The 17,640-nt window shown below is 64.2% G+C and carries 21 protein-coding genes; 9 read left to right on the forward strand and 12 right to left on the reverse strand.

All coding sequences use genetic code 11. From position 1 onward, the window contains the following. Positions 1–13: 13 nt before the first annotated feature. The 4 genes from PHX69_RS03675 to PHX69_RS03690 all read right to left on the reverse strand — a co-directional run bounded on the left by PHX69_RS03675 (position 14) and on the right by PHX69_RS03690 (position 4,361). On the reverse strand, positions 14–619 hold the full coding sequence (locus PHX69_RS03675) for a LysE family translocator (protein ID WP_288042412.1): 606 nt from the start codon (positions 617–619) through the stop codon (positions 14–16). Between the two features lie 481 nt (positions 620–1,100). Next, positions 1,101–2,582 (reverse strand): SulP family inorganic anion transporter, encoded by a 1,482-nt coding sequence (locus PHX69_RS03680; RefSeq protein WP_288042413.1) that lies wholly within the window; start codon positions 2,580–2,582, stop codon positions 1,101–1,103. Between the two features lie 486 nt (positions 2,583–3,068). Continuing rightward, positions 3,069–3,710, reverse strand: a complete 642-nt coding sequence (gene nth / locus PHX69_RS03685; protein WP_288042414.1) for an endonuclease III — start codon at positions 3,708–3,710, stop codon at positions 3,069–3,071. 132 nt (positions 3,711–3,842) lie between these two features. Continuing rightward, the gene (locus PHX69_RS03690; protein WP_288042415.1) at positions 3,843–4,361 is read right to left on the reverse strand and encodes a hypothetical protein; all 519 of its coding nucleotides are present in this window, start codon (positions 4,359–4,361) and stop codon (positions 3,843–3,845) included. Positions 4,362–4,541: 180 nt separating this feature from the next. On the opposite strand from PHX69_RS03690, the gene PHX69_RS03695 reads away from it, so the two are divergent. Further along, positions 4,542–5,732, forward strand: a complete 1,191-nt coding sequence (locus PHX69_RS03695; protein ID WP_119014624.1) for an aminotransferase-like domain-containing protein — start codon at positions 4,542–4,544, stop codon at positions 5,730–5,732. 141 nt (positions 5,733–5,873) lie between these two features. On the opposite strand, the gene PHX69_RS03700 is transcribed toward PHX69_RS03695, so the two are convergent. Then, positions 5,874–6,467 (reverse strand): 3'-5' exonuclease, encoded by a 594-nt coding sequence (locus PHX69_RS03700; RefSeq protein ID WP_119014623.1) that lies wholly within the window; start codon positions 6,465–6,467, stop codon positions 5,874–5,876. Between the two features lie 93 nt (positions 6,468–6,560). On the opposite strand from PHX69_RS03700, the gene PHX69_RS03705 reads away from it, so the two are divergent. After that, positions 6,561–6,902, forward strand: a complete 342-nt coding sequence (locus PHX69_RS03705; RefSeq protein ID WP_241525027.1) for a DUF6172 family protein — start codon at positions 6,561–6,563, stop codon at positions 6,900–6,902. On the opposite strand, the gene PHX69_RS03710 is transcribed toward PHX69_RS03705, so the two are convergent. After that, a complete protein-coding gene (locus tag PHX69_RS03710; RefSeq protein ID WP_288042417.1) occupies positions 6,887–8,197 on the reverse strand; it encodes a DEAD/DEAH box helicase in 1,311 nt (436 codons plus the stop codon). The genes PHX69_RS03705 and PHX69_RS03710 overlap by 16 nt on opposite strands. A 117-nt stretch (positions 8,198–8,314) precedes the next feature. Here PHX69_RS03710 and PHX69_RS03715 point away from each other — a divergent pair, with 117 nt between their 5' ends. The 5 genes from PHX69_RS03715 to PHX69_RS03735 all read left to right on the forward strand — a co-directional run bounded on the left by PHX69_RS03715 (position 8,315) and on the right by PHX69_RS03735 (position 10,021). Then, positions 8,315–8,797 (forward strand): DUF2721 domain-containing protein, encoded by a 483-nt coding sequence (locus PHX69_RS03715; RefSeq protein WP_288042418.1) that lies wholly within the window; start codon positions 8,315–8,317, stop codon positions 8,795–8,797. Between the two features lie 36 nt (positions 8,798–8,833). Next, complete coding sequence (locus tag PHX69_RS03720) at positions 8,834–9,010, forward strand: YtxH domain-containing protein (RefSeq protein WP_119014620.1); 177 nt, start codon at positions 8,834–8,836, stop codon at positions 9,008–9,010. Continuing rightward, entirely contained in the window at positions 9,007–9,366 is a 360-nt protein-coding gene (locus PHX69_RS03725) for a translation initiation factor Sui1 (protein WP_119014619.1), read from the forward strand. The genes PHX69_RS03720 and PHX69_RS03725 overlap by 4 nt, the downstream gene beginning before the upstream one ends. Beyond that, positions 9,366–9,608 (forward strand): DUF3820 family protein, encoded by a 243-nt coding sequence (locus PHX69_RS03730; protein WP_119014618.1) that lies wholly within the window; start codon positions 9,366–9,368, stop codon positions 9,606–9,608. The genes PHX69_RS03725 and PHX69_RS03730 overlap by 1 nt, the downstream gene beginning before the upstream one ends. Before the next feature lie 86 nt (positions 9,609–9,694). Further along, positions 9,695–10,021 carry a J domain-containing protein gene (locus PHX69_RS03735; RefSeq protein ID WP_288042419.1) on the forward strand — a complete coding sequence of 109 codons (327 nt, stop codon included), beginning with the start codon at positions 9,695–9,697 and terminating at the stop codon, positions 10,019–10,021. 86 nt (positions 10,022–10,107) lie between these two features. Here the strand turns inward: PHX69_RS03735 and PHX69_RS03740 are convergent, their stop codons facing one another. Both PHX69_RS03740 and PHX69_RS03745 read right to left on the reverse strand, forming a co-directional pair. Next, positions 10,108–10,893, reverse strand: coding sequence for a MetQ/NlpA family ABC transporter substrate-binding protein (locus tag PHX69_RS03740; RefSeq protein WP_119014616.1), 786 nt, complete (start codon positions 10,891–10,893; stop codon positions 10,108–10,110). Between the two features lie 48 nt (positions 10,894–10,941). Next, positions 10,942–11,439, reverse strand: a complete 498-nt coding sequence (locus PHX69_RS03745; protein WP_288042420.1) for an ABC transporter substrate-binding protein — start codon at positions 11,437–11,439, stop codon at positions 10,942–10,944. Between the two features lie 363 nt (positions 11,440–11,802). On the opposite strand from PHX69_RS03745, the gene PHX69_RS03750 reads away from it, so the two are divergent. Further along, a complete protein-coding gene (locus PHX69_RS03750) occupies positions 11,803–12,183 on the forward strand; it encodes a hypothetical protein (RefSeq protein ID WP_288042422.1) in 381 nt (126 codons plus the stop codon). A 31-nt stretch (positions 12,184–12,214) separates the two neighbouring features. On the opposite strand, the gene PHX69_RS03755 is transcribed toward PHX69_RS03750, so the two are convergent. Further along, positions 12,215–14,917, reverse strand: coding sequence for a molybdopterin-dependent oxidoreductase (locus PHX69_RS03755; protein WP_288042423.1), 2,703 nt, complete (start codon positions 14,915–14,917; stop codon positions 12,215–12,217). A 167-nt stretch (positions 14,918–15,084) separates the two neighbouring features. Continuing rightward, on the reverse strand, positions 15,085–15,489 hold the full coding sequence (locus PHX69_RS03760; protein ID WP_288042424.1) for a group III truncated hemoglobin: 405 nt from the start codon (positions 15,487–15,489) through the stop codon (positions 15,085–15,087). 95 nt (positions 15,490–15,584) lie between these two features. Between PHX69_RS03760 and PHX69_RS03765 the strand changes: the two genes are divergently transcribed. After that, complete coding sequence (locus PHX69_RS03765; RefSeq protein WP_288042425.1) at positions 15,585–16,088, forward strand: RrF2 family transcriptional regulator; 504 nt, start codon at positions 15,585–15,587, stop codon at positions 16,086–16,088. 42 nt (positions 16,089–16,130) lie between these two features. Here the strand turns inward: PHX69_RS03765 and PHX69_RS03770 are convergent, their stop codons facing one another. Then, a complete protein-coding gene (locus PHX69_RS03770; protein WP_119014610.1) occupies positions 16,131–16,706 on the reverse strand; it encodes a redoxin family protein in 576 nt (191 codons plus the stop codon). Next, entirely contained in the window at positions 16,703–17,413 is a 711-nt protein-coding gene (gene serB, locus PHX69_RS03775; protein ID WP_288042426.1) for a phosphoserine phosphatase SerB, read from the reverse strand. Before serB ends, PHX69_RS03770 begins: the two co-directional genes overlap by 4 nt. Positions 17,414–17,640: the final 227 nt, after the last annotated feature.

Below are 17,640 nucleotides of genomic sequence, written 5' to 3' on the forward strand. Positions count from 1 at the left end.
GGGCGGTGTGGGCTCAGCGCAGCATACTGGCCACGCTGAGCAGCAGCAAAACGCCCATCATCTGGTTGAATGCCTTTTGCCGTGGGGCCGGGCCCAACCAGCGCGACAGCACCCGGCCCGCCACCGCCCAGCAGCCCACGCCTAAGCAACACGCCAGCAGCGAGACGCCGCAAAAAAGCCAGTACGCAGTCTGCCCATCCGCTTGTGGCACCACGAACAGAGCGATGCCCGACAGCGCCACTATCCAGGCCTTGGGGTTGAGCGATTGCGTGATGCCCCCTTCCATGAACGCCATCAGGGCAGAGTGCTGCACTGGCGCCGCATCGGCCTGCAAGTTGACCAGGGGCGCCGTGCTGATGCGCCAAGCAAGGTAGCTGAGGTAAGCGGCACCGCCCCATTGGGCTGCCTGGGCGATGGCCGGGTCGTTGAGCAGAAATTCACTGCCTTTTCCCATGAGCCAGACGACCAGGGTGTAGCTCAGGCTGGCGCCCAGCACATACGCCATGGCGGCCCCCCAGCGGGCGCTGGCACCGTGGCGCACCGCCAAAACGTTGACCGGGCCGGGCGTGATCGATCCGATAAGGGCAAAGGTTGCCATCGCAAACAAAAGCTCGGTCACCAAAAAACCTCCCTGATGGTTCAGTCCAAAAGGCCCAGTGTGCTGAGACACGCGGGGTTCGTATTGAACAGAATTGCGCCGGGCTGGGCCGGGGCCGCGCCACGCGGCCCGTCCACGGCGGGAAGCCACCACCCGCAGCGCCATCGCTGCCACGGGCGCGCGCAGGGGGGGGGGCCAAATTTCAGGGCAGGATTTTTGAAGGTGTTTTAGGGATCCAGCGCCCGTGCAGTAAGCGCGAGGAGCTATCAAAAAAGGAGTTGATTGGCGCCTGCACCCACACTACCGCCTGCGCCCAGGACGCGCCCAGTGTTCGGGGTGGTGCTGCGTTGGTGGGGTAGCGCAGGGGGAAGATTGCTACTGAATCAGTAGCTGGTAGCGCACGGCAGACGGGCGCTAGAGGCTGATTTGGGGGCTGCTGCGTGGTGTGTTGACGTGAGGCTGCTTTCGGCCAAAAGCTGACACTGAACAATAAATAATGTTTTCAATGCAACTTCACATAATTTGCGCTTTCGCTTTTTGGATAAAACGCGAACTGTTCCACCAATCCAGCGCTGCTGGTATCCAGTCCCTGCACCTCGACTTGGGTGCCTCCACGGCGCAGCTTTAGCACTACCCGGTCAAGCGCCTCTATCGAGGTCAAGTCCCAGAATCGTGTCTGACTCACATCAATGCAGATGTACTCCAGCTTTTCCAGGTAGTCAAACTTGGCGATAAATGCCTCGGAAGACGCAAAAAACACCTGCCCGGAGACAAGATAAGTTCGTGTTTTTCTATCTGAACTGAGGCTTGATGTGACATCAAGAATCCGGCGAACCTTATAGGCGAAGAAAACACCGGATAACAGAACACCGGTCAGCACACCCTTGGCCAAGTCGTGGGTTGCAACAGTCACAACGACGGTAGCGAGCATCACAACGCTGGATGTTTTGGGGTGGGCAACCAAGTCTTTGATAGAGCGCCAGTTGAAGGTGCCAATCGACACCATGATCATCACGGCGACCAAGGCGGCCATGGGAATCTGTTTCACCCAGTCGCCAAGGAATACAACCAATATCAACAACACCACACCAGCTGTCAGAGTAGACAGACGCCCACGCCCCCCGGACTTCACATTGATGACCGACTGACCGATCATGGCGCAACCCGCCATACCGCCTACGAAGCCTGTAGCAATGTTGGCGACCCCTTGGCCCACGCATTCACGGTCTTTGTTGCTCGTGGTGTCTGTCATGTCATCCACGATGGTGGCAGTCATGAGCGACTCCAACAGACCTACGACACAAAGGGTGGCTGAGTACGGCAGGATGATTTGCAGCGTCTCCCAAGTGAAGGGGACGTTGGGGATGAAGAAGCTCGGCAGGCTATCGGGCAATGCCCCCATGTCGCCAACCGTACGGATGTCCAGACCAAAAACGGCATAGACGATGCTTAAAACGATGATGGCCACCAAAGGGGATGGCACCGCTTTGGTGACATAGGGCAAGCCGTAGATGATGGCGAGCCCTGCGGCAGTCATGGCATAAACGTGCCAAGTGACATTGGTCAGCTCTGGCAGCTGTGCCATGAAAATCAGGATTGCCAGCGCATTCACAAAACCCGTCACCACAGAACGAGAGACAAACTGCATGAGCTGGCCAAGGCGCAGAAAACCGGCCAATACTTGGAGCACACCGGCAAGGATGGTGGCCGCCAATAAATAGTCCAGGCCGTGCTCTTTTACCAGCGTCACCATCACCAGCGCCATAGCGCCCGTAGCAGCGGAAATCATGCCAGGTCGTCCGCCAACAAAAGCAATCAGCGTAGCGATGGCAAAAGAGGCGTAAAGCCCCACTTTGGGGTCAACACCAGCAATGATGGAAAAAGCAATTGCCTCTGGAATAAGCGCTAAAGCGACAACAATGCCAGCCAGCAAATCGCCACGGACGTTACAGAGCCAAACGGCCCGCATTTTTTCAATTGACATATAGGTAAACCGCCTCTCAGCACAGAGGGGAAGGGCGCGCCCACAAACGCCTGCCCAGAGAAGGCAGGTGTAGGCGCAAGATGAAGAGGTGCAAGCCGATAGCCTTAGTCATAGGCAAGCTGCATAAGTGGGGGATGCAAGAGGAAGCGCTCTTGCTACGCTGCTGCCCAACTAGGGTGGTGTGACAGAGTGAAAATGTCCACGAGGCATGGCAGCACCCCGGTATTCGACCGGATTCAGGGTGAAGTGCAGAAGGGTAGCCATGGGCGAAATTGTACCCAGCAAGAAAACGCTGCTCTTTGATGGACTGCTACGGGTCGTTTGCCGACACGTCGCAGAATTTCCTCCTTGCAAACCAGCTCTTTGGGCTTGCTATCCGCAGCCCCCCGCCGGGCAGCGCCACGGTTCCCACAGCCAGCATCCAGCCGATGCCCGCCGTTGAAAGGCGTTTTAGACCTCCAGCGCCCGCGCAGCAAGCGCTACTAGCTATTTAATTGATAGCGTTTTCGGCTCAAAATCGCAGTGCGGGGCGGCCACGCATTCCCAGCAGCGTGGTTTGCGCGCCTGGCAGACGTAGCGGCCCAGCAAAATCAGCCAGTGGTGGGCGTCCACGGCGTACTGGGCGGGCACGCGCTGCAACAGCTGCTTTTCTACTGCCAGCGGTGTTTTGCCCGGCGCCAGGCCGGTGCGGTTGCTGACGCGGAACAGGTGCGTGTCCACCGCCATGGTCGGCTGGCCAAAGGCCACGTTCAGCACCACGTTGGCGGTTTTGCGGCCCACGCCGGGCAGTTGCTCCAGCGCCTCGCGCGTGCGGGGCACCACGCCGCCATGCTGCTCCACCAGGATGTGGCAGGTGGCCATCAGGTGCCGGGCCTTGCTGCGGTACAGCCCTATCGTTTTGATGTAGCCCTCCAGCCGCTCTGGCCCCAGGTCGATGATGGCCTGCGGTGTGTTGGCCACCAGAAACAATCTGCGCGTGGCCTTGTTCACGCCCACATCGGTGGCCTGGGCCGACAGCAGCACGGCGGTGAGCAGCTCGAACACGCTGGTGTATTCCAGTTCGGTCTGGGGCTGGGGGTTGGCCGCCTGGAGGGCGGCAAAAAAGGCGTGGATTTGCGCAGGTGTCATGGGGCAAAAGGAAGCGGGGGCAGGGTGGGTGGTGCTGCGGTATATGGCGGTGCTTGGACACCATTGTCCCGCAGCACCGCCCTGGCCCTGCCCCCGCTGATACCGGGGCGCGCTGGTGCGGTGCGCTGTGTGTCAGCGCGGCTCTGCGGGCACTTCGTAAGAGTATTCGCGCAGCAGCCCGCCGCCTTCCACGCTGCCCTGCGCGGGTTGTTGCAGGCGTTCTACGCAGGCGCGGTGCTCGGGCCGGGTTTTGAACACGTCGCAGCGGGCGAGGGCGTTGCGTTCGTATTCGGTCATGGTGTGGGGGCGGTCGTTGACCATGCGGTTCACGTTGGCGGGTTCGCCGCCGTAGGCGCCCTGGCGCTGGTCACGGCAGTCTTGCATGCACGACTCCCGGGCCTGGCGCGGCCCGGCGCGGTGGTGGCGCGGGTGGTGGTGGCCGTCGCCCCGGTAGTGCTTGCGCGGCATGCGCTGGGCGGCGGGCGGTGGCATGGGGGCGGCGGTGGTGGTGTCGGTGCTGGCCGCTGTGGGGGCGCTGGCCGGTGGCGGCATTTGCGCCGTGGCCGGGAGCATCAGGAAGGCGGCAGAGGCGATCACGCCCGCTTGCAGGGGGCGCAACAGGCTTTGGAAATTCAGGCGCTGGAAATGCATGGTGGTTCTTTCGGTCAAAGTGGGTGGTGCAGCCACCAGCATGCCCGCGCCCGGGCCGCTGGCGCGTCGGCGCCGGGCGCCAGCGGGTGCAGGACGGCGCCGACACAGCGCAGCGCCCGGTGTGCGCCGCCGGGCTGTCAAAATTGCCCTTTCTTACCTGCCTTTGAGAAAGCCCCGCCCATGCAATTTGCCGACCGCCTGAATAACGTCGAAACCTCTGCCATCCGCGAACTCTTCAAACTGCTGGGCAAGCCCGGCATCATCAGCTTTGCCGGGGGGTTTCCAGACAGCGCCATGTTTGACGTGGACGGCATCCGCGCCGCCACCGAGCGCGCACTGACCGAGGAGCCCGGCGCCGCCCTGCAATACGGCGCCACCGAGGGCTACCAGCCCCTGCGCGAGCAGCTCAGCGCCTTCATGGCCAGCAAGGGCGCGCAGGGCGTGGCACCCGAGCAGCTCATCGTCACCACCGGCAGCCAGCAGGCGCTGGATTTGCTGGGCAAAACCATGATCGGCCCCGGCGACAAGGTGATTGTGGAAGGCCCGACGTTTCTGGCCACCATCCAGTGCTTTCGGCTGTATGGCGCCGAGGTCATCAGCGCGCCCATCGATGGCGATGGCGTGCAGGTCGATGCGCTCGAAAAGCTCATCGCCGAGCACCGTCCCAAGCTGGTGTATTTGATTCCTACCTTTGGCAACCCCAGCGGCGCCACCCTGAGCCTGGCGCGGCGCAAAAAGGTGCTGGAGCTGGCCGTCAAATACCAGACGCTGCTGGTCGAAGACGACCCCTACGGCGACCTGTACTTTGGCGAGGCGCCACCGCCCAGCCTGCTGGCCTTGTCCCACGAGGTGCCCGGCAGCCGCGACTGGCTGGCGCACTGCGGCAGCTTGAGCAAGGTGCTCAGCCCCGGCCTGCGCGTGGGCTGGCTGATTGCCCCGCCCGAGCTGCTGGCCAAGGCGGTGATGTGCAAGCAGTTCAGCGACGCGCACACCAGCACCTTTGCCCAGGCCACGGCGGCGCAGTACCTCAAGGCGGGCCGCATGCCCGCCACGCTGGCCAACGTGCGCGCGGTGTACGCCGAGCGCGCCCAGGCGCTGTGCGATGCGCTGCGCCAGGAGCTGGGCGACGCCGTGGAGTTTGTGCAGCCCCAGGGCGGCCTGTTTGTCTGGCTGCGCCTGACGGGCGCCGGTGGCAAGCAGCAGGACGCCACCGCGCTGGCCAAGGCCGCGATTGAAAAAGGCGTGGCCTTTGTGCCCGGCACGCCGTTCTTTGCGCAAAACCCCGACCCGGCCACGCTGCGCCTGTCGTTTGCCACCGCCGACGTGGCCAAAATCCGCGAAGGCGTGGCGCGGCTGGCGCAGGCGCTGTAGGCCGCTGTTGACCCTGTTTGCTATCTAATCAATAGCTTGTGGCGCCAACTGCACAAGGGCTGGAGGCCGATTGGGCTTGATTTTTCGGTGTGGCGTCTTCCCCGCTGGAAGGCCATGCCCGTGCCCGGCGGCGGCAGGCTGTTACAGCCCCAGCGCCTGGAACACGCGCACCGCCGCCCAGGCGTCGTTGGCGGCGTAGAGCAGCTGCGATTCGGTCAGCTGCGGGTTGGCCCAGTTGGAGGTGGCGGCTTTTTTGGATTTGAGAAAGCGCCGGTTGAACAGCACGGCCACCGCGCCCTTCACGCCCATGTCCTTGCGGTAGCCGCGCTGGCGGAACACGGCGTTCAGCTCCAGCACGCCAGCGGGTTCCACGCCCAGCTTCGCGCTGATGCGTTTGCGGTCATCGCCCAGGCCAAAACCGGCCTTGGTCACGCCGGCGCGTGCCAGCAGGTCAGCGACCAGCGCGCGGCAATCGCGGTCGTGCAGCTGGAACACCCAGGCGCGCTCGGGCGTGGCCAGTTGCACGATGTGCGGGCCTTCGGAGGCTTCGTTTTTGGCAAAGGTGGGTTTGGATTCGGTATCAAACCCCCACACCGGCGCTGCGGCCAGCGCGGTGCAGGCGTGTTCGGCCTGCTGGGGGGTGCTGACCAGGGTGATGTGCTCCAGGCCAAGGCGTTCAAAGGGTTCAAGCAGCGCAATCTGCTCTTTGCTGGGGGTGGGGTGGGTGGTGTGCATGCAAAAGTCCTGCGCCAGGATAACGCCGTATCATCCACGCCCCCATAGCACGTCCATCCAGGGCGATTTTTTTACCGCCACTGAAGGACTTTCATGCGCAAAACATTCCCGCTCCACATCGAAGGCAAGCACCCCGACCGCCTGCTTGATGCCACCAAACACGACATCCGCAAATACCTCAAGCGCGAGCGCAGCCGCGCCCTGCCCGAGGGTGCCGATTACTGGGACTTTGACTGCCTGCTGGGCCTGACCAAAGAAGAGGCCGTGCCGGTGCGCGTGGGTGAGCTGATCGCCCAGGTCGATGCCCTGGCCAAGGCGGGCGCGGCGCAGTTTTATGTGCAAATTCTGGCCTGCCCCGGCCAGCGCAAAACGCCGCCACCCAAAGACGGCGAGGTGATCGAGCCTCCCACCGCCGCGCCTTACGTGGGCGATTGAGGCCCGCCGTCGGCAGCGGTGTTGGCCGCTGCCGCTGCTGCGGCCTGCGCGGCCCGCAGCTTGTCTTTTTTGCTGGGGCGCAGCCCTTTCACGCCGCCGTTGCTGCTGCCCGGCTGCGCGGGCGGTGTCACCTCCAGCGGCTCAAAACCGGCGATGTGCTCCAGCGGCAGGCTCAGGTGCTGGCGCTTTTCTATCAGGTGCCAGTGCGCCTGGCTGGCGGGCGTGACCAAGGTCACGGCCAGGCCGCTTTCGCCCGCGCGGCCCGTGCGGCCAATGCGGTGAACGTAGTCCACCGCTGAGCGCGGCAGGTCGTAGTTGACCACCACGGGCAGCTGCGCAATGTCGATGCCGCGCGCGGCCAGGTCGGTAGTGACCACCACCTGCCAGCGCTCGGCCTTGAACTCGTCGAGCACCTGCGTGCGTGCGCCCTGGCTCAAATCGCCGTGGAAGGGCGTGGCAAACACCTTGGCACGGTAGAGCTTTTCTGCGACATGTTCAGCGGCGTATTTGGTGGCAACGAACACCAGCACGCGGTCCCAGCCCTCGTCTTTGATGAGTTTCAGCAGCAGCTGCGTGCGGCGTTTGTCGTCCACGGCAATGGCGCGCTGCAAGATGGTGGCGCCGCTGCCTTCTTCGGCGCCCTCGCTGGGCGCCACCTCAATGCGCATGGGTTCGTGCAGCAGGCTTTGCGCCAGCGCCTGCACGCTCTCCGGGAACGTGGCCGAGAAGAACAGGTTTTGCCGCTGCGCGGGCAGCAGCGCCAGCACACGGTTCAGTTCGTCGGCAAAGCCCAGGTCGAGCAGGCGGTCGGCCTCGTCCAGCACCAGCAGTTGCACGGCAGAGAGTTTGAGGGCGTTGTGCGCCACCAAGTCCAGCAGCCGCCCGGGCGTGGCCACCACCATATCGGCGCCGCCGCGCAGGGCCAGCATTTGCGGGTTGATAGAGACACCGCCAAACACCACCGCCACTTTGGGCGGCTGCGCCAGGTGCTGGCCCAGGCTGCGCAGCACCTCGCCCACCTGGGCGGCCAGCTCGCGCGTGGGCACCACGATCAGGGTGTGGGCGCGGCGCGCGCCGCCGGTGCGCGGCGCCAGCATCAGCGTTTGGTGCTGTTGCAGTGCGGGCAGGGCAAAAGCGGCGGTTTTGCCCGAGCCGGTCTGGGCGCTGGCCCAGACATCGGCGCCGCGCACAATGGCCGCAATGGCCTGCGTTTGCACGGGGGTGGGCGTGGTAAAGCCCAGTTCGCTGGCGGCGCGGCACAGGGCCGGAGAAAGACCAAGGGAGGCAAAAGGCATGGTGTGGCAGAAAAATGTCAGCGGGCGATTGTGCGCCACCGCCGTGGGCACGCTGCCCCGATAATCCACACCCCGGCCTGTGCCAAGTGCCCCATCCAGCGCGATACCCCGTCCCGTATGCCTTTGTCCATCGACTCCTCCAGCATCACCCACAGCATCCAGTTGTCTGTGGCGCCGGTGTTTTTGCTCACGGCGGTGGCCGGCATGATCGGCGCGGTGGCCGGGCGGCTGGCGCGCATCATTGACCGCGCCCGGGTGGTGGAAGAGCGCGTGCGCCACCAGGACGACCCCGAATCGCTGGAGCACGCCGTGCTGGAGCTGGGCTACCTGCGCACCCGGGGGCGCATGGCCAATGGCTGCATCGGCCTGTTGACGCTGTGCGGTTTTCTGATCGGGCTGACCATCGTGCTGCTGTTTCTGGGCGAAACCACCAATTTGCGCGGCCACACCTGGGCGCTGGGCAGCTTTCTGACGGGCGTGGTGTCGTTTTTGCTGGCGCTGGTGCTGTTTTTTGTCGAAACCGTGATGGCCACCCGCCTGCTCAATTTCCACATGCTGCGCACACCGCCTGCGCTGCCTGTGCCGCCCGCCCAGCGCTGAGGCGGCCTGCCCATACACACAACCGGAGGAGTTTTCATGAGAGGCAACGTTGCAGCCATCGTGCTGGTACTGGTGGGGCTGTTCTTTTTGCTGAACAACCTCGGGCTCATCGACATCAGCCTGTGGGAGCTGGTCAGGGTCTGGTGGCCGCTGGTGCTGATTGGCGTGGGCCTGACGCTGTTTTTTGCCCCCGACTCGGGGCGGCGCAAATGAAGGGGCTGTCCAGTCTGGGCGGCCTGGTCTATTCCACCGACCACGGTCGCATGTGCCCCGACTGCCGCCAGCCGCAGGCGCAGTGCGTGTGCAAGGCCGCTGCCGCGCCCGTGGGCGATGGCATCGTGCGTGTCTCGCGCCAGACCAAGGGGCGCGGTGGCAAGGCCGTGACGGTGGTCACGGGCTTGCTGTTGGGGGGTGAAGCGCTGGCCCAGGTGGGCAAGCAGCTCAAGGCGGCCTGCGGCAGCGGCGGCACCGTCAAGGACGGCACCATCGAAGTGCAGGGCGACCACGTAGAGCGCGTGATCGAGGCCCTGAAAAAATCCGGCCACACCGTTAAACGCGCAGGCGGCTGATGGACGCTGCCCAGCTCCAGCGCCTGATTACGGTGCGCATGCCCTACGGCAAATACCAGGGCCGCCTGATTGCCGACCTGCCGGGCAGCTACCTGCACTGGTTTGCCCGCCAAGGCTTTCCGCACGGCGACATCGGGCGCCTGCTGGCGCTGATGTACGAGATTGACCACAACGCCCTGTCAGATTTGTTGCAGCCTTTGCGCGCTGGCGCCGGATTGCCCCCGCGCGCGCAAGAGCCCTGAATACGTTTTGAGACGCTCTGGCAGTTGATGCGCCAGGGGCAATGGCTGGATACTGGGCCTTGTCCGTCAGTAACCGGGGCCATGCCATGCACGTTGAGCACACACTGTATGAGGTGTTGGAGGTCAGCCCGCGCGCCCGTGCGCAGGTCATCAAGGCCGCTTACCGCTGTCTGGTGCAGCATTGCCACCCGGACAAACACCAGGGCACCGAACATGCCAATGACCGTCTGGCCCAGATCAACCGGGCCTATGCCATCTTGTCAGACCCGGTCGCGCGCCTGGACTACGACCGCAAATCCGGCCTGCACGGCCACACCCATGAGCGCCGTGGTGCGCGCGCGCCAGCCAGTGCGGCCAGCGCGTTTGCTGCGGCGCCGGGGCAGACGCGGCCCTTCGGGTTTCGCCCCTTGTAGTTTCCTGTGGGTTCGCATGCGCCTGGGGCGGGCCAACAAAAAAGCGCTGCCAAGGCAGCGCTTTGTGCGTGGGGCGGTGTGCCTGCTCAGAATGCGGGAACCACGGCGCCTTTGTATTTGTCCTGGATGAACTTCTTCACCTCGGGCGTGTGCAGCGCCTTGATCAGCTTCTGGATCACCGGGTCGTTGGCGCGGTCGGCGCGGGCGGCCACGATGTTGGTGTAGGGCGAATCGGCGCCTTCAATGAACAGCGCATCCTTGGTGGGGTTGAGCTTGGCTTCGATGGCGTAGTTGGTGTTGATCAAGGCCATGTCCACATCGGCCAGGGCGCGCGGCAGCAAGGGCGCTTCCAGCTCTTTGAACTTGAGCTTTTTCGGGTTTTTCACCACGTCCAGCGGCGTGGGGGTGAGGCTCTTGGGGTCTTTGAGTTCGATCAGCCCCTGGCTGGCCAGCAGCAGCAGGGCGCGGCCCCCGTTGGAGGGGTCGTTGGGGATGGCCACGGTGGCGCCATCTTTCAGGTCTTTTACGTTCTTGATCTTCTGGCTGTAGGCGCCAAAGGGTTCGACGTGGATCTTGCCGCCGGGCACCATCACCAGGCTGCTTTTGCGGTCTTTGTTGTAGCTGTCCAGGTAGGGCTGGTGCTGAAAGAAGTTGGCATCGAGCTGCTTGTCTTCGACGGCGGCGTTGGGCTGCACGTAGTCGCTGAACTCGCGCACTTGCAAGTCCACGCCCTGGGCTTTGAGCTGGGGTTTGACGAAGTTGAGCAGTTCAGCGTGGGGCACGGCAGTGGCGGCCACTTTGAGCACATCGGCAGCATGGGCGCTGAGGGCGAGGGTGGCGATGGCCAGGGCGGAGAGGGTTTTTTTCAGCATGGGTAGGGTGGGGCAGTAACAGGGTGGGGCAAGGTGCAGGCCTGCGGCTTACTTGGCCACAGCGGCAGCGGCGCGGGCGGCTTCGGCTTTTTGCTTGGCTTCATCGGCCTTTTTTTGCAGTTCCTGGGCTTCTTTTTCAGCGGCCAGGGCTTTGGCTTCTTCCTCTTTGGCTTTGGCTTCTTTGTCGGGGGCCATGGCGCCGGCCAGGGCGTTGCCAGCCAGTGAACCGGCCACAGCACCCACGGCGGCTGCGCCCAAGGTGCCCATCATTCCCGAACCACCGGGGGCGGCGGTTGCGGCGGGTGCTGGCGCAGCCGCAGGGGTGGCGGCGACTGGTGCTGCGGGTGTGGCTGGTGTTGCGGGCGTAGCAGGGGCTGCCCGGTTGGCGGTGGGGGCCATGGGGGTGGCAGGCGCTGCCGGGGCTTTGCCGATGCGTGCGGGCGCCACCGATTTGCCAAAGCGCTTGGCGTGCGCCAGCGAGGGCACGGCCAGCGAGGCAATGGTCAGGGCAATCACGCCAGCGGTGGTGCGAAAAGAAATGTTCACAAGGTTTTCCTAGGTCAAGAGGGATCAGGAGAGGGAACTGTGCAGCCGCCCAGCGTTGCAATAGCGCAAAACCCGCAGCGGCGGGAATGGGACACACATGGGGGCAGGCGTCCGTTTTCCAAGCGCTGCGCGGGGTAATGGGGTGCCCGGCGCGGTGATTTTAGGAGGTGTTTTTGGCTTCCGGCCCAATACCACTGCGCGCTATAAGCTATTAAATCAGAAGCGTTTGTGTGCTGGTGCCACCGGGTGTTGTCTGACGGTGCCACGGTCTTTGGGCCCACACCGGCGCCGGGGTGCGGGGGTTACAACAGGGTTGCAGCGAGCGTCCCGCCCGTCTGCACGTTAACTCCCCAAGGAGCGCACATGAACTCATCTCCCCCCGAACCGAAAGAAGCCAAACTGGTAGACCCCGACCTTGTCGAGCAGGCCGTTGTGGGCCACGGGGTTCCGTCGCAGGACCCGGCCGATGCTGCGCAATTTGCCCTTGAACCGGGCGAAGCCGAGCGGGAATCAAAATCCGCCCTGATGGGCGGCGGCGCTGTGGCTGGCATGGCAGCGGGCGCCGTTGTGGGTGCTGTGGTTGCCGGGCCGCTGGGCGTGCTGGTGGGCGGCACGCTTGGCTCTGTGGCGGGTGCGCTGGGCGGCAGTGCCGCTGGCGAAATGGTGCATCCAGACAGCGCAGATGCGGCTGACGATCTGCCTCAGGATGCCAAAGACGCCGATGGCGGCACCACGCCGGGCTGAAGCCCGTTTGCAGTGCTTGGCGGCGCGGTGCTCAGTGCTTGGCGTTTTGCAGCAGGAAATCGAGCACGATTTTTTGCTCGTCAGCGTTCAGACCCGCGCGCTGGAACATGCTGGGCGTGATGCCTTGCCACTGCTTTTCGGTGAAGTGGCCGGGGTCGCGCGGGCCGTGGCAGACGGTGCAGCGCTGGTAGAAGATTTTTTCAGCGGGCGACATTGATGCGGTGGCTTTTTCGCGCAGCGCGGCGGCCCGCTCCACGCCAAAAAACTTCTCGTCAAACTGGATGTTGCTCTTGACGATCTTGGGCGGATCGAAGGCTTTGGTGCCACCCGGATCGGCATCGGTGCATTTGCGCAGGGAGGCAATGCAGGTGTTGGCCGTGGTGGCCTGCGTCAGGCCGCTGGCGCGCCGGCTGGAGGTGAGGAAGTTGACCAAGCCGTTGTTGCAGCGGCCTTTGCTGTCGAGTTGCGGCCAGGCGCCCTCGTACAGGCTGACCACGCCGGGCATGATTTTGTCGGACACGCGCGCGCCCACCACCACTGCACCGCGCTCGTTGTAGAGCTCCACCAGGTCGCCGTTGCGGATGTTGTGCTGCTTGGCGTCTTCTACGCTGATGGTCAGCGGTTCGCGCGTCTGGATGGTGTAGCGCTTGCGCAGCCGCTCGGAGTTGTTCATCTGCGAGTGCAGGCGCCAGTAGGGGTGCGGGCTGACCACATGCACCTGGCCCTTGCGCGCGTTGCCCAGGTACTCGCCTGGCTCTTGCCAGGTGGGCATGGGCGGCATGTCGGGGATGTTCATCTTGGCGATGGTGGAGGAGTACATCTCGATCTTGCCGCTGGTGGTGTGCAGCGGGTGCTTGGCCGGGTCGGCGCGGAAGTCGCCGTGGCGCACCCACTTGTGGGCCTCTGGTGGCACCGGGATGCGTGCCATGCCTTCGGCCCAGAATTGGTCAAAAGGCATGTGCGGGGCCGCGCTGCTGGCCTCGTAGGCGGCCTTGACGTAGTCCATCTGCGTTTTGCCTTCGGTGAAGGCGTACTCGACGCCGCACAGCGACGCCAGGCGGCGGAAGATTTCAAAATCGTCCAGCGCATCAAACTGCGGCGCGATGATTTGCTTCATCGCATAGACCTTGTCGATGCTGTAGGTGCCCGCCGAGGTGATGTCGTTGCGCTCCACGGTGGTGGTGGCCGCCAGCACGATGTCGGCCCAGCGCGCTGAGCCGTTCCACCAGGGCTCCTGGCAGATGATGGTGTCCACGCTGTGGATGGCGCGCGCCAGCTCGTTCAGGTCTTGCTGGTGCGAGAAGGCGTTGTTGCCCGCGTTGTAAATCAGCTTGGCCTGGGGGTAGGTGTATTTGCTGCCGTTGTAGGTGAACTCCTGGCCGGGGTTGAGCAGCATTTCGCTGATGCGCGAGGCCGGGCAAATCTTTTTCACCGGGTTGCGCCCTTGCGACAGGCCCGTGGGCGCGGTGCCGCCCGATTGCGGCATGCCGCCGCCGCCGTAGTGCCAGCTAAAGCCCACGCCCTGGCCGGGCAGGCCGATGTTGCCCAGAATGCAGGCAAAGTTGACGATGGCCCAGTAGGGCATCTCGCCGTGGTGGGCGCGCTGTATGGCCCAGGAGCCGCACAGCTGCGTGCGCTTGGATGCCATCAGCTCGGCCAGCGAGCGGATTTTGGCGGCTGGAATGCCGGTGATCTTGGCGGCCCAGGCGGGTGTTTTGGGTGGCGTGCCGTCTTTGCCTTCGAGGTGGGCGCGGTATTTGTCAAAGCCCACCGTGTATTTGTCGATGAAAGCCTGGTTGTGCTTGTTCTGGCTGAGCAGGTGGTAGCCCATGGCCATGAACAGGGCGGTGTCGGTGTTGGGGACGATGCGCACCCACTCCGAGCCCATCTTCTCGTCGGTGGTGGTCACCTGCGGGTTGATGGAGATGAATCGGCAGCCTGCTTTTTTGATGGCTTCCCAGCCGCTGTACATCTCGTGGTCGGGCACGGTGTATTCGATGCGGTTGTTTTTGTCGGGGTCGCAGCCCACAAACACCACCAGCTCGGTGTGGTCGCGCAGCTGCTCCCAGGCGGTCTGGGCCGAATACACCTCCATGTCGCCAATCACCATGGGCATGATGACCTGACCGGCTCCGGCGGAATAGTCGCCTGTGGTCATGGACGAGCCGCCCAGCAGGTTGAAAAAGCGCCCCTGCAACACGTTGGGCCGGAAGATGCCGGCGTGCGACCAGCCGCCATACGAGCTGGAAAAGCACCCTTCGTTGCCGTATTTTTCAATGGTGTCGAGGATGGCCTTGGCGGTCAGGCCCAAGGCCGTGTCCCAGCCCACCTGCACCCACTCGTCTTTGCCGCGCAGCTCGGGCTTGTTGCTGCCTTTGCGACCGTTTTGCTCCCACTCCAGGTACGACTTGCGCACCATGGGGCCAACCACGCGGGTTTTGTCGTAAGTGCGATCAAGTACCCCCTCGGTCAGCATGGCGGTGGGCATTTTGTCGCTGGCCTGCGCCTCAATGTGGACGATGCGGCCTTGCTCCACCGTGGCCACCAGTGGGCCGTAGTGGGTGGCGTGCGGCACCTTGCCGGTAAAGGATTTCAGTGCTGCCAACTGCGCGTTGGCATCCATCTCCGTGGCCGCCATGGCCTGTGCCAGGGGGTTGAGCTTCATCCCGGTAGCGACGGTGCCCAGCATGCCTGCTGCGCCTGCCCCCATCCATTGGCGTCGTGTGAAGTTCATGGGATGCCTCCTTGTGTGAAAGTGCTCTTCATTAAGCAGCAAGTCACAAGCTGTATCAAGAGGGGATGGCCTGTGTATTGGCCGTGCCTGCCATGGCCCTGGGTATGGATAAAAAATGGCTGCAAGCCTCTACAGTAAAGCGCTTGCAGCTATCAAAACAGGAGTTTTCAGTGCCCGCTGTGGGCCTCTTTTTCGGTGCTGTCGAACGCGGGCAGCGTGCCAAAGTAGCCCCGGAACAGGTTGCGGGCGATACCGTGTGCTACCAGCTGTAGCTCGCGGGCCACTTCGGGGGCAAACAGCCGCTCGGTGTGCTGGCCCCACAGCCGTACCCAGGCGGCAAAGTGCGCTGGCGTCACGCCTTGCAGCGCCATGTGCTTGGCAAACACGTTGCCGCTGAAGCTTTTGCTGCCCAGCACCACCGTGCTCCAGAAGTCCACCATGCGCGCCAGGTGCGACTCCCAGTGGTCGCGCAGGGCGTCTTCAAACACGGGGCCCAGCAAAGGGTCGGCGCGCACGTCGGCATAAAAGCCGTGTACCAGCGCGGTGATGCTGTCGGTGGTGGGGGCGTTCATGGAGGATGGCTTTCTAAAGATGCATCTATCGTGAATATTTTAGACACCTAAAATTTGCAGGCAATGCACTTTATTCCTGATGTCTGGAATCACCCATGCGGCTGACCCAATGGACTGACTACACCCTGCGCGTGTTGATGTACTGCGCCGCCTACCAGGGCCGCGAGCAGCCAGTCACCATCAACGAGGTGGCGCAAAGCCACGGCATCTCGCGCAGCCATCTGACCAAAATCGTGCAAGAGCTGGCGGCCCAGGGCCTGCTGGAGACCACCAGGGGGCGCGGCGGCGGCGTGCGGCTGATGAAGCCCGCGCACGAGATCAACGTGGGTGCGGTCGTGCGCAGCACCGAAACCGACTTCCACCTGGTCGAATGCTTTGACCCCCGCACCAACCAATGTTGCCTGGGCAGCCACTGCCATTTGCACGGTGTGCTGGCGCAGGCCATGCGGGCGTTTTTGGCGGTGCTTGACGGCGTGACGCTGGCCGACCTGGACACGCCCCAGCCGCTGTGGCCGCCGACGGGTTCGCCCGTGGCGGCCCTGATTTCCCTGCACCCGTTGCGCACACCACGCCAGCCGCCCCCGCAGGGCGATGCCTGAACGGGCAGCCGCGCGCTTGGCGTGCTGGCCCGTGTGTGGTGGCTACGGCCAGGCTGCCATGGCCTGTGCCCAGCGCAGGCGCAGGCGCATACCGATCTCGCTGGTGTAGCCAACCGAGGCGGCGCGCAGCTGGCCGTTGGCATCAAGCACCAGCAGCGCGGGCACCGATTGGATGCCCAGGCTGCGCGCCAGTGCGCCATCGGCATCCACCGCCGTCTGCCAGGGCAGAGCGCGCCGGGCCAGCACCTGGCGCACCTGGGGCGCGTTGCCCGATTGCATGGCCACCGTGAGCACCGGCCAGTCGCGTTGCAGGCGCGTGATGCTGTGCTCTTCGGTGCGGCAGATGGGGCACCAGTCGGCCCACACGTGCAGCGCCACGGGCTGGCCGGGGTGCAGGGCGCGCCACTGGCTCAGGCGCAGCACCTCACCGCTGGCCAGCTGCACCGTGGCGTCGGGCAGCACGCCGCTGGGCAGGTGGCGCGTGTGCCACAGGTGCGCGCCCAGCACCACGGCCAGCAGTGCCAGCCCGGTGGGCCACTGCGCGCGCAGGCGCCGGGCCAGGCGCCGGGGCCAGCCCGGGGGCGGGGCGCTGGCCGGGGCCGGGTGGTGCTGGCTCAACCCAGCACTTCCAGCAGCCGGTCGAGCCCGCCTTGGTTGATAGCCACCTGCGCCTGTGCGCGCACCGCTGGCTTGGCGTGGTAGGCCACCGACAGGCCCGCCGCACCCATCATGGGCAGGTCGTTGGCGCCATCGCCCACGGCAATGGTTTGCTGCGGTGCAATGCCCATCAGGCTGGCCACTTCGAGCAGCGTGCGGCGCTTTTCTGCACCGTCGCAGATATCGCCCCAGCACTGTGCGATCAGGCGGCCGGTGAGGTGGCCATCCTGCACCTCCAGCTGGTTGGCGCGGGCAAAGTCCATGCCCAGACCGGCCTTGACGCGGTCGGCAAAAAACGTAAAGCCGCCCGACACCAGCAAGGTTTTCAGGCCCGCTGCGCGCGCCGCAGCCATCAGCTCTGGCGCGCCGGGGTTAAAGCGCAGGCGCTCGGTAAATACGGCCTCCAGGTGGCTGGCGGGCACACCCTTGAGCAGCGCCAGGCGCCGACGCAGGCTGTCTTTGAAATCGGTGATCTCGCCGCGCATGGCCGCCTCGGTGATGGCGGCCACCTCGGCCTTGCGCCCGGCGGCGTCGGCAATCTCGTCAATGCACTCGATGTTGATCAGCGTCGAGTCCATGTCAAAGGCGATGAGCTTGAAGTCAGACAAGCGCAAGGGGCTGGCAAGGTTTTGCACGACAAGGCCGGGGGCGAATTCAGTGGTTTGCATGGTGGTTTTTTTACTCAGTTTTTGATAGCTGCCAGCGCATACTGTGCGGGCGCTGGAGTCCGATTTGGCTATAAATTGTGCGCCGGTAGTGGCGTCAGGTGGGGGGCTTGCGCAAGTACAGCTGGTCTGACCAGGTGGCCAGCCATTGGGGCTTGAAGGCGACAAAGATGGCGGCCAGCATGCCGGTCATGAAGGCGTCGCCCCAGGCCATGAGCCAGCGCGCCACC

The sequence above is a fragment of the Simplicispira sp. genome (genome assembly GCF_028687295.1).
Taxonomy (GTDB): domain Bacteria; phylum Pseudomonadota; class Gammaproteobacteria; order Burkholderiales; family Burkholderiaceae_C; genus Simplicispira; species Simplicispira metamorpha.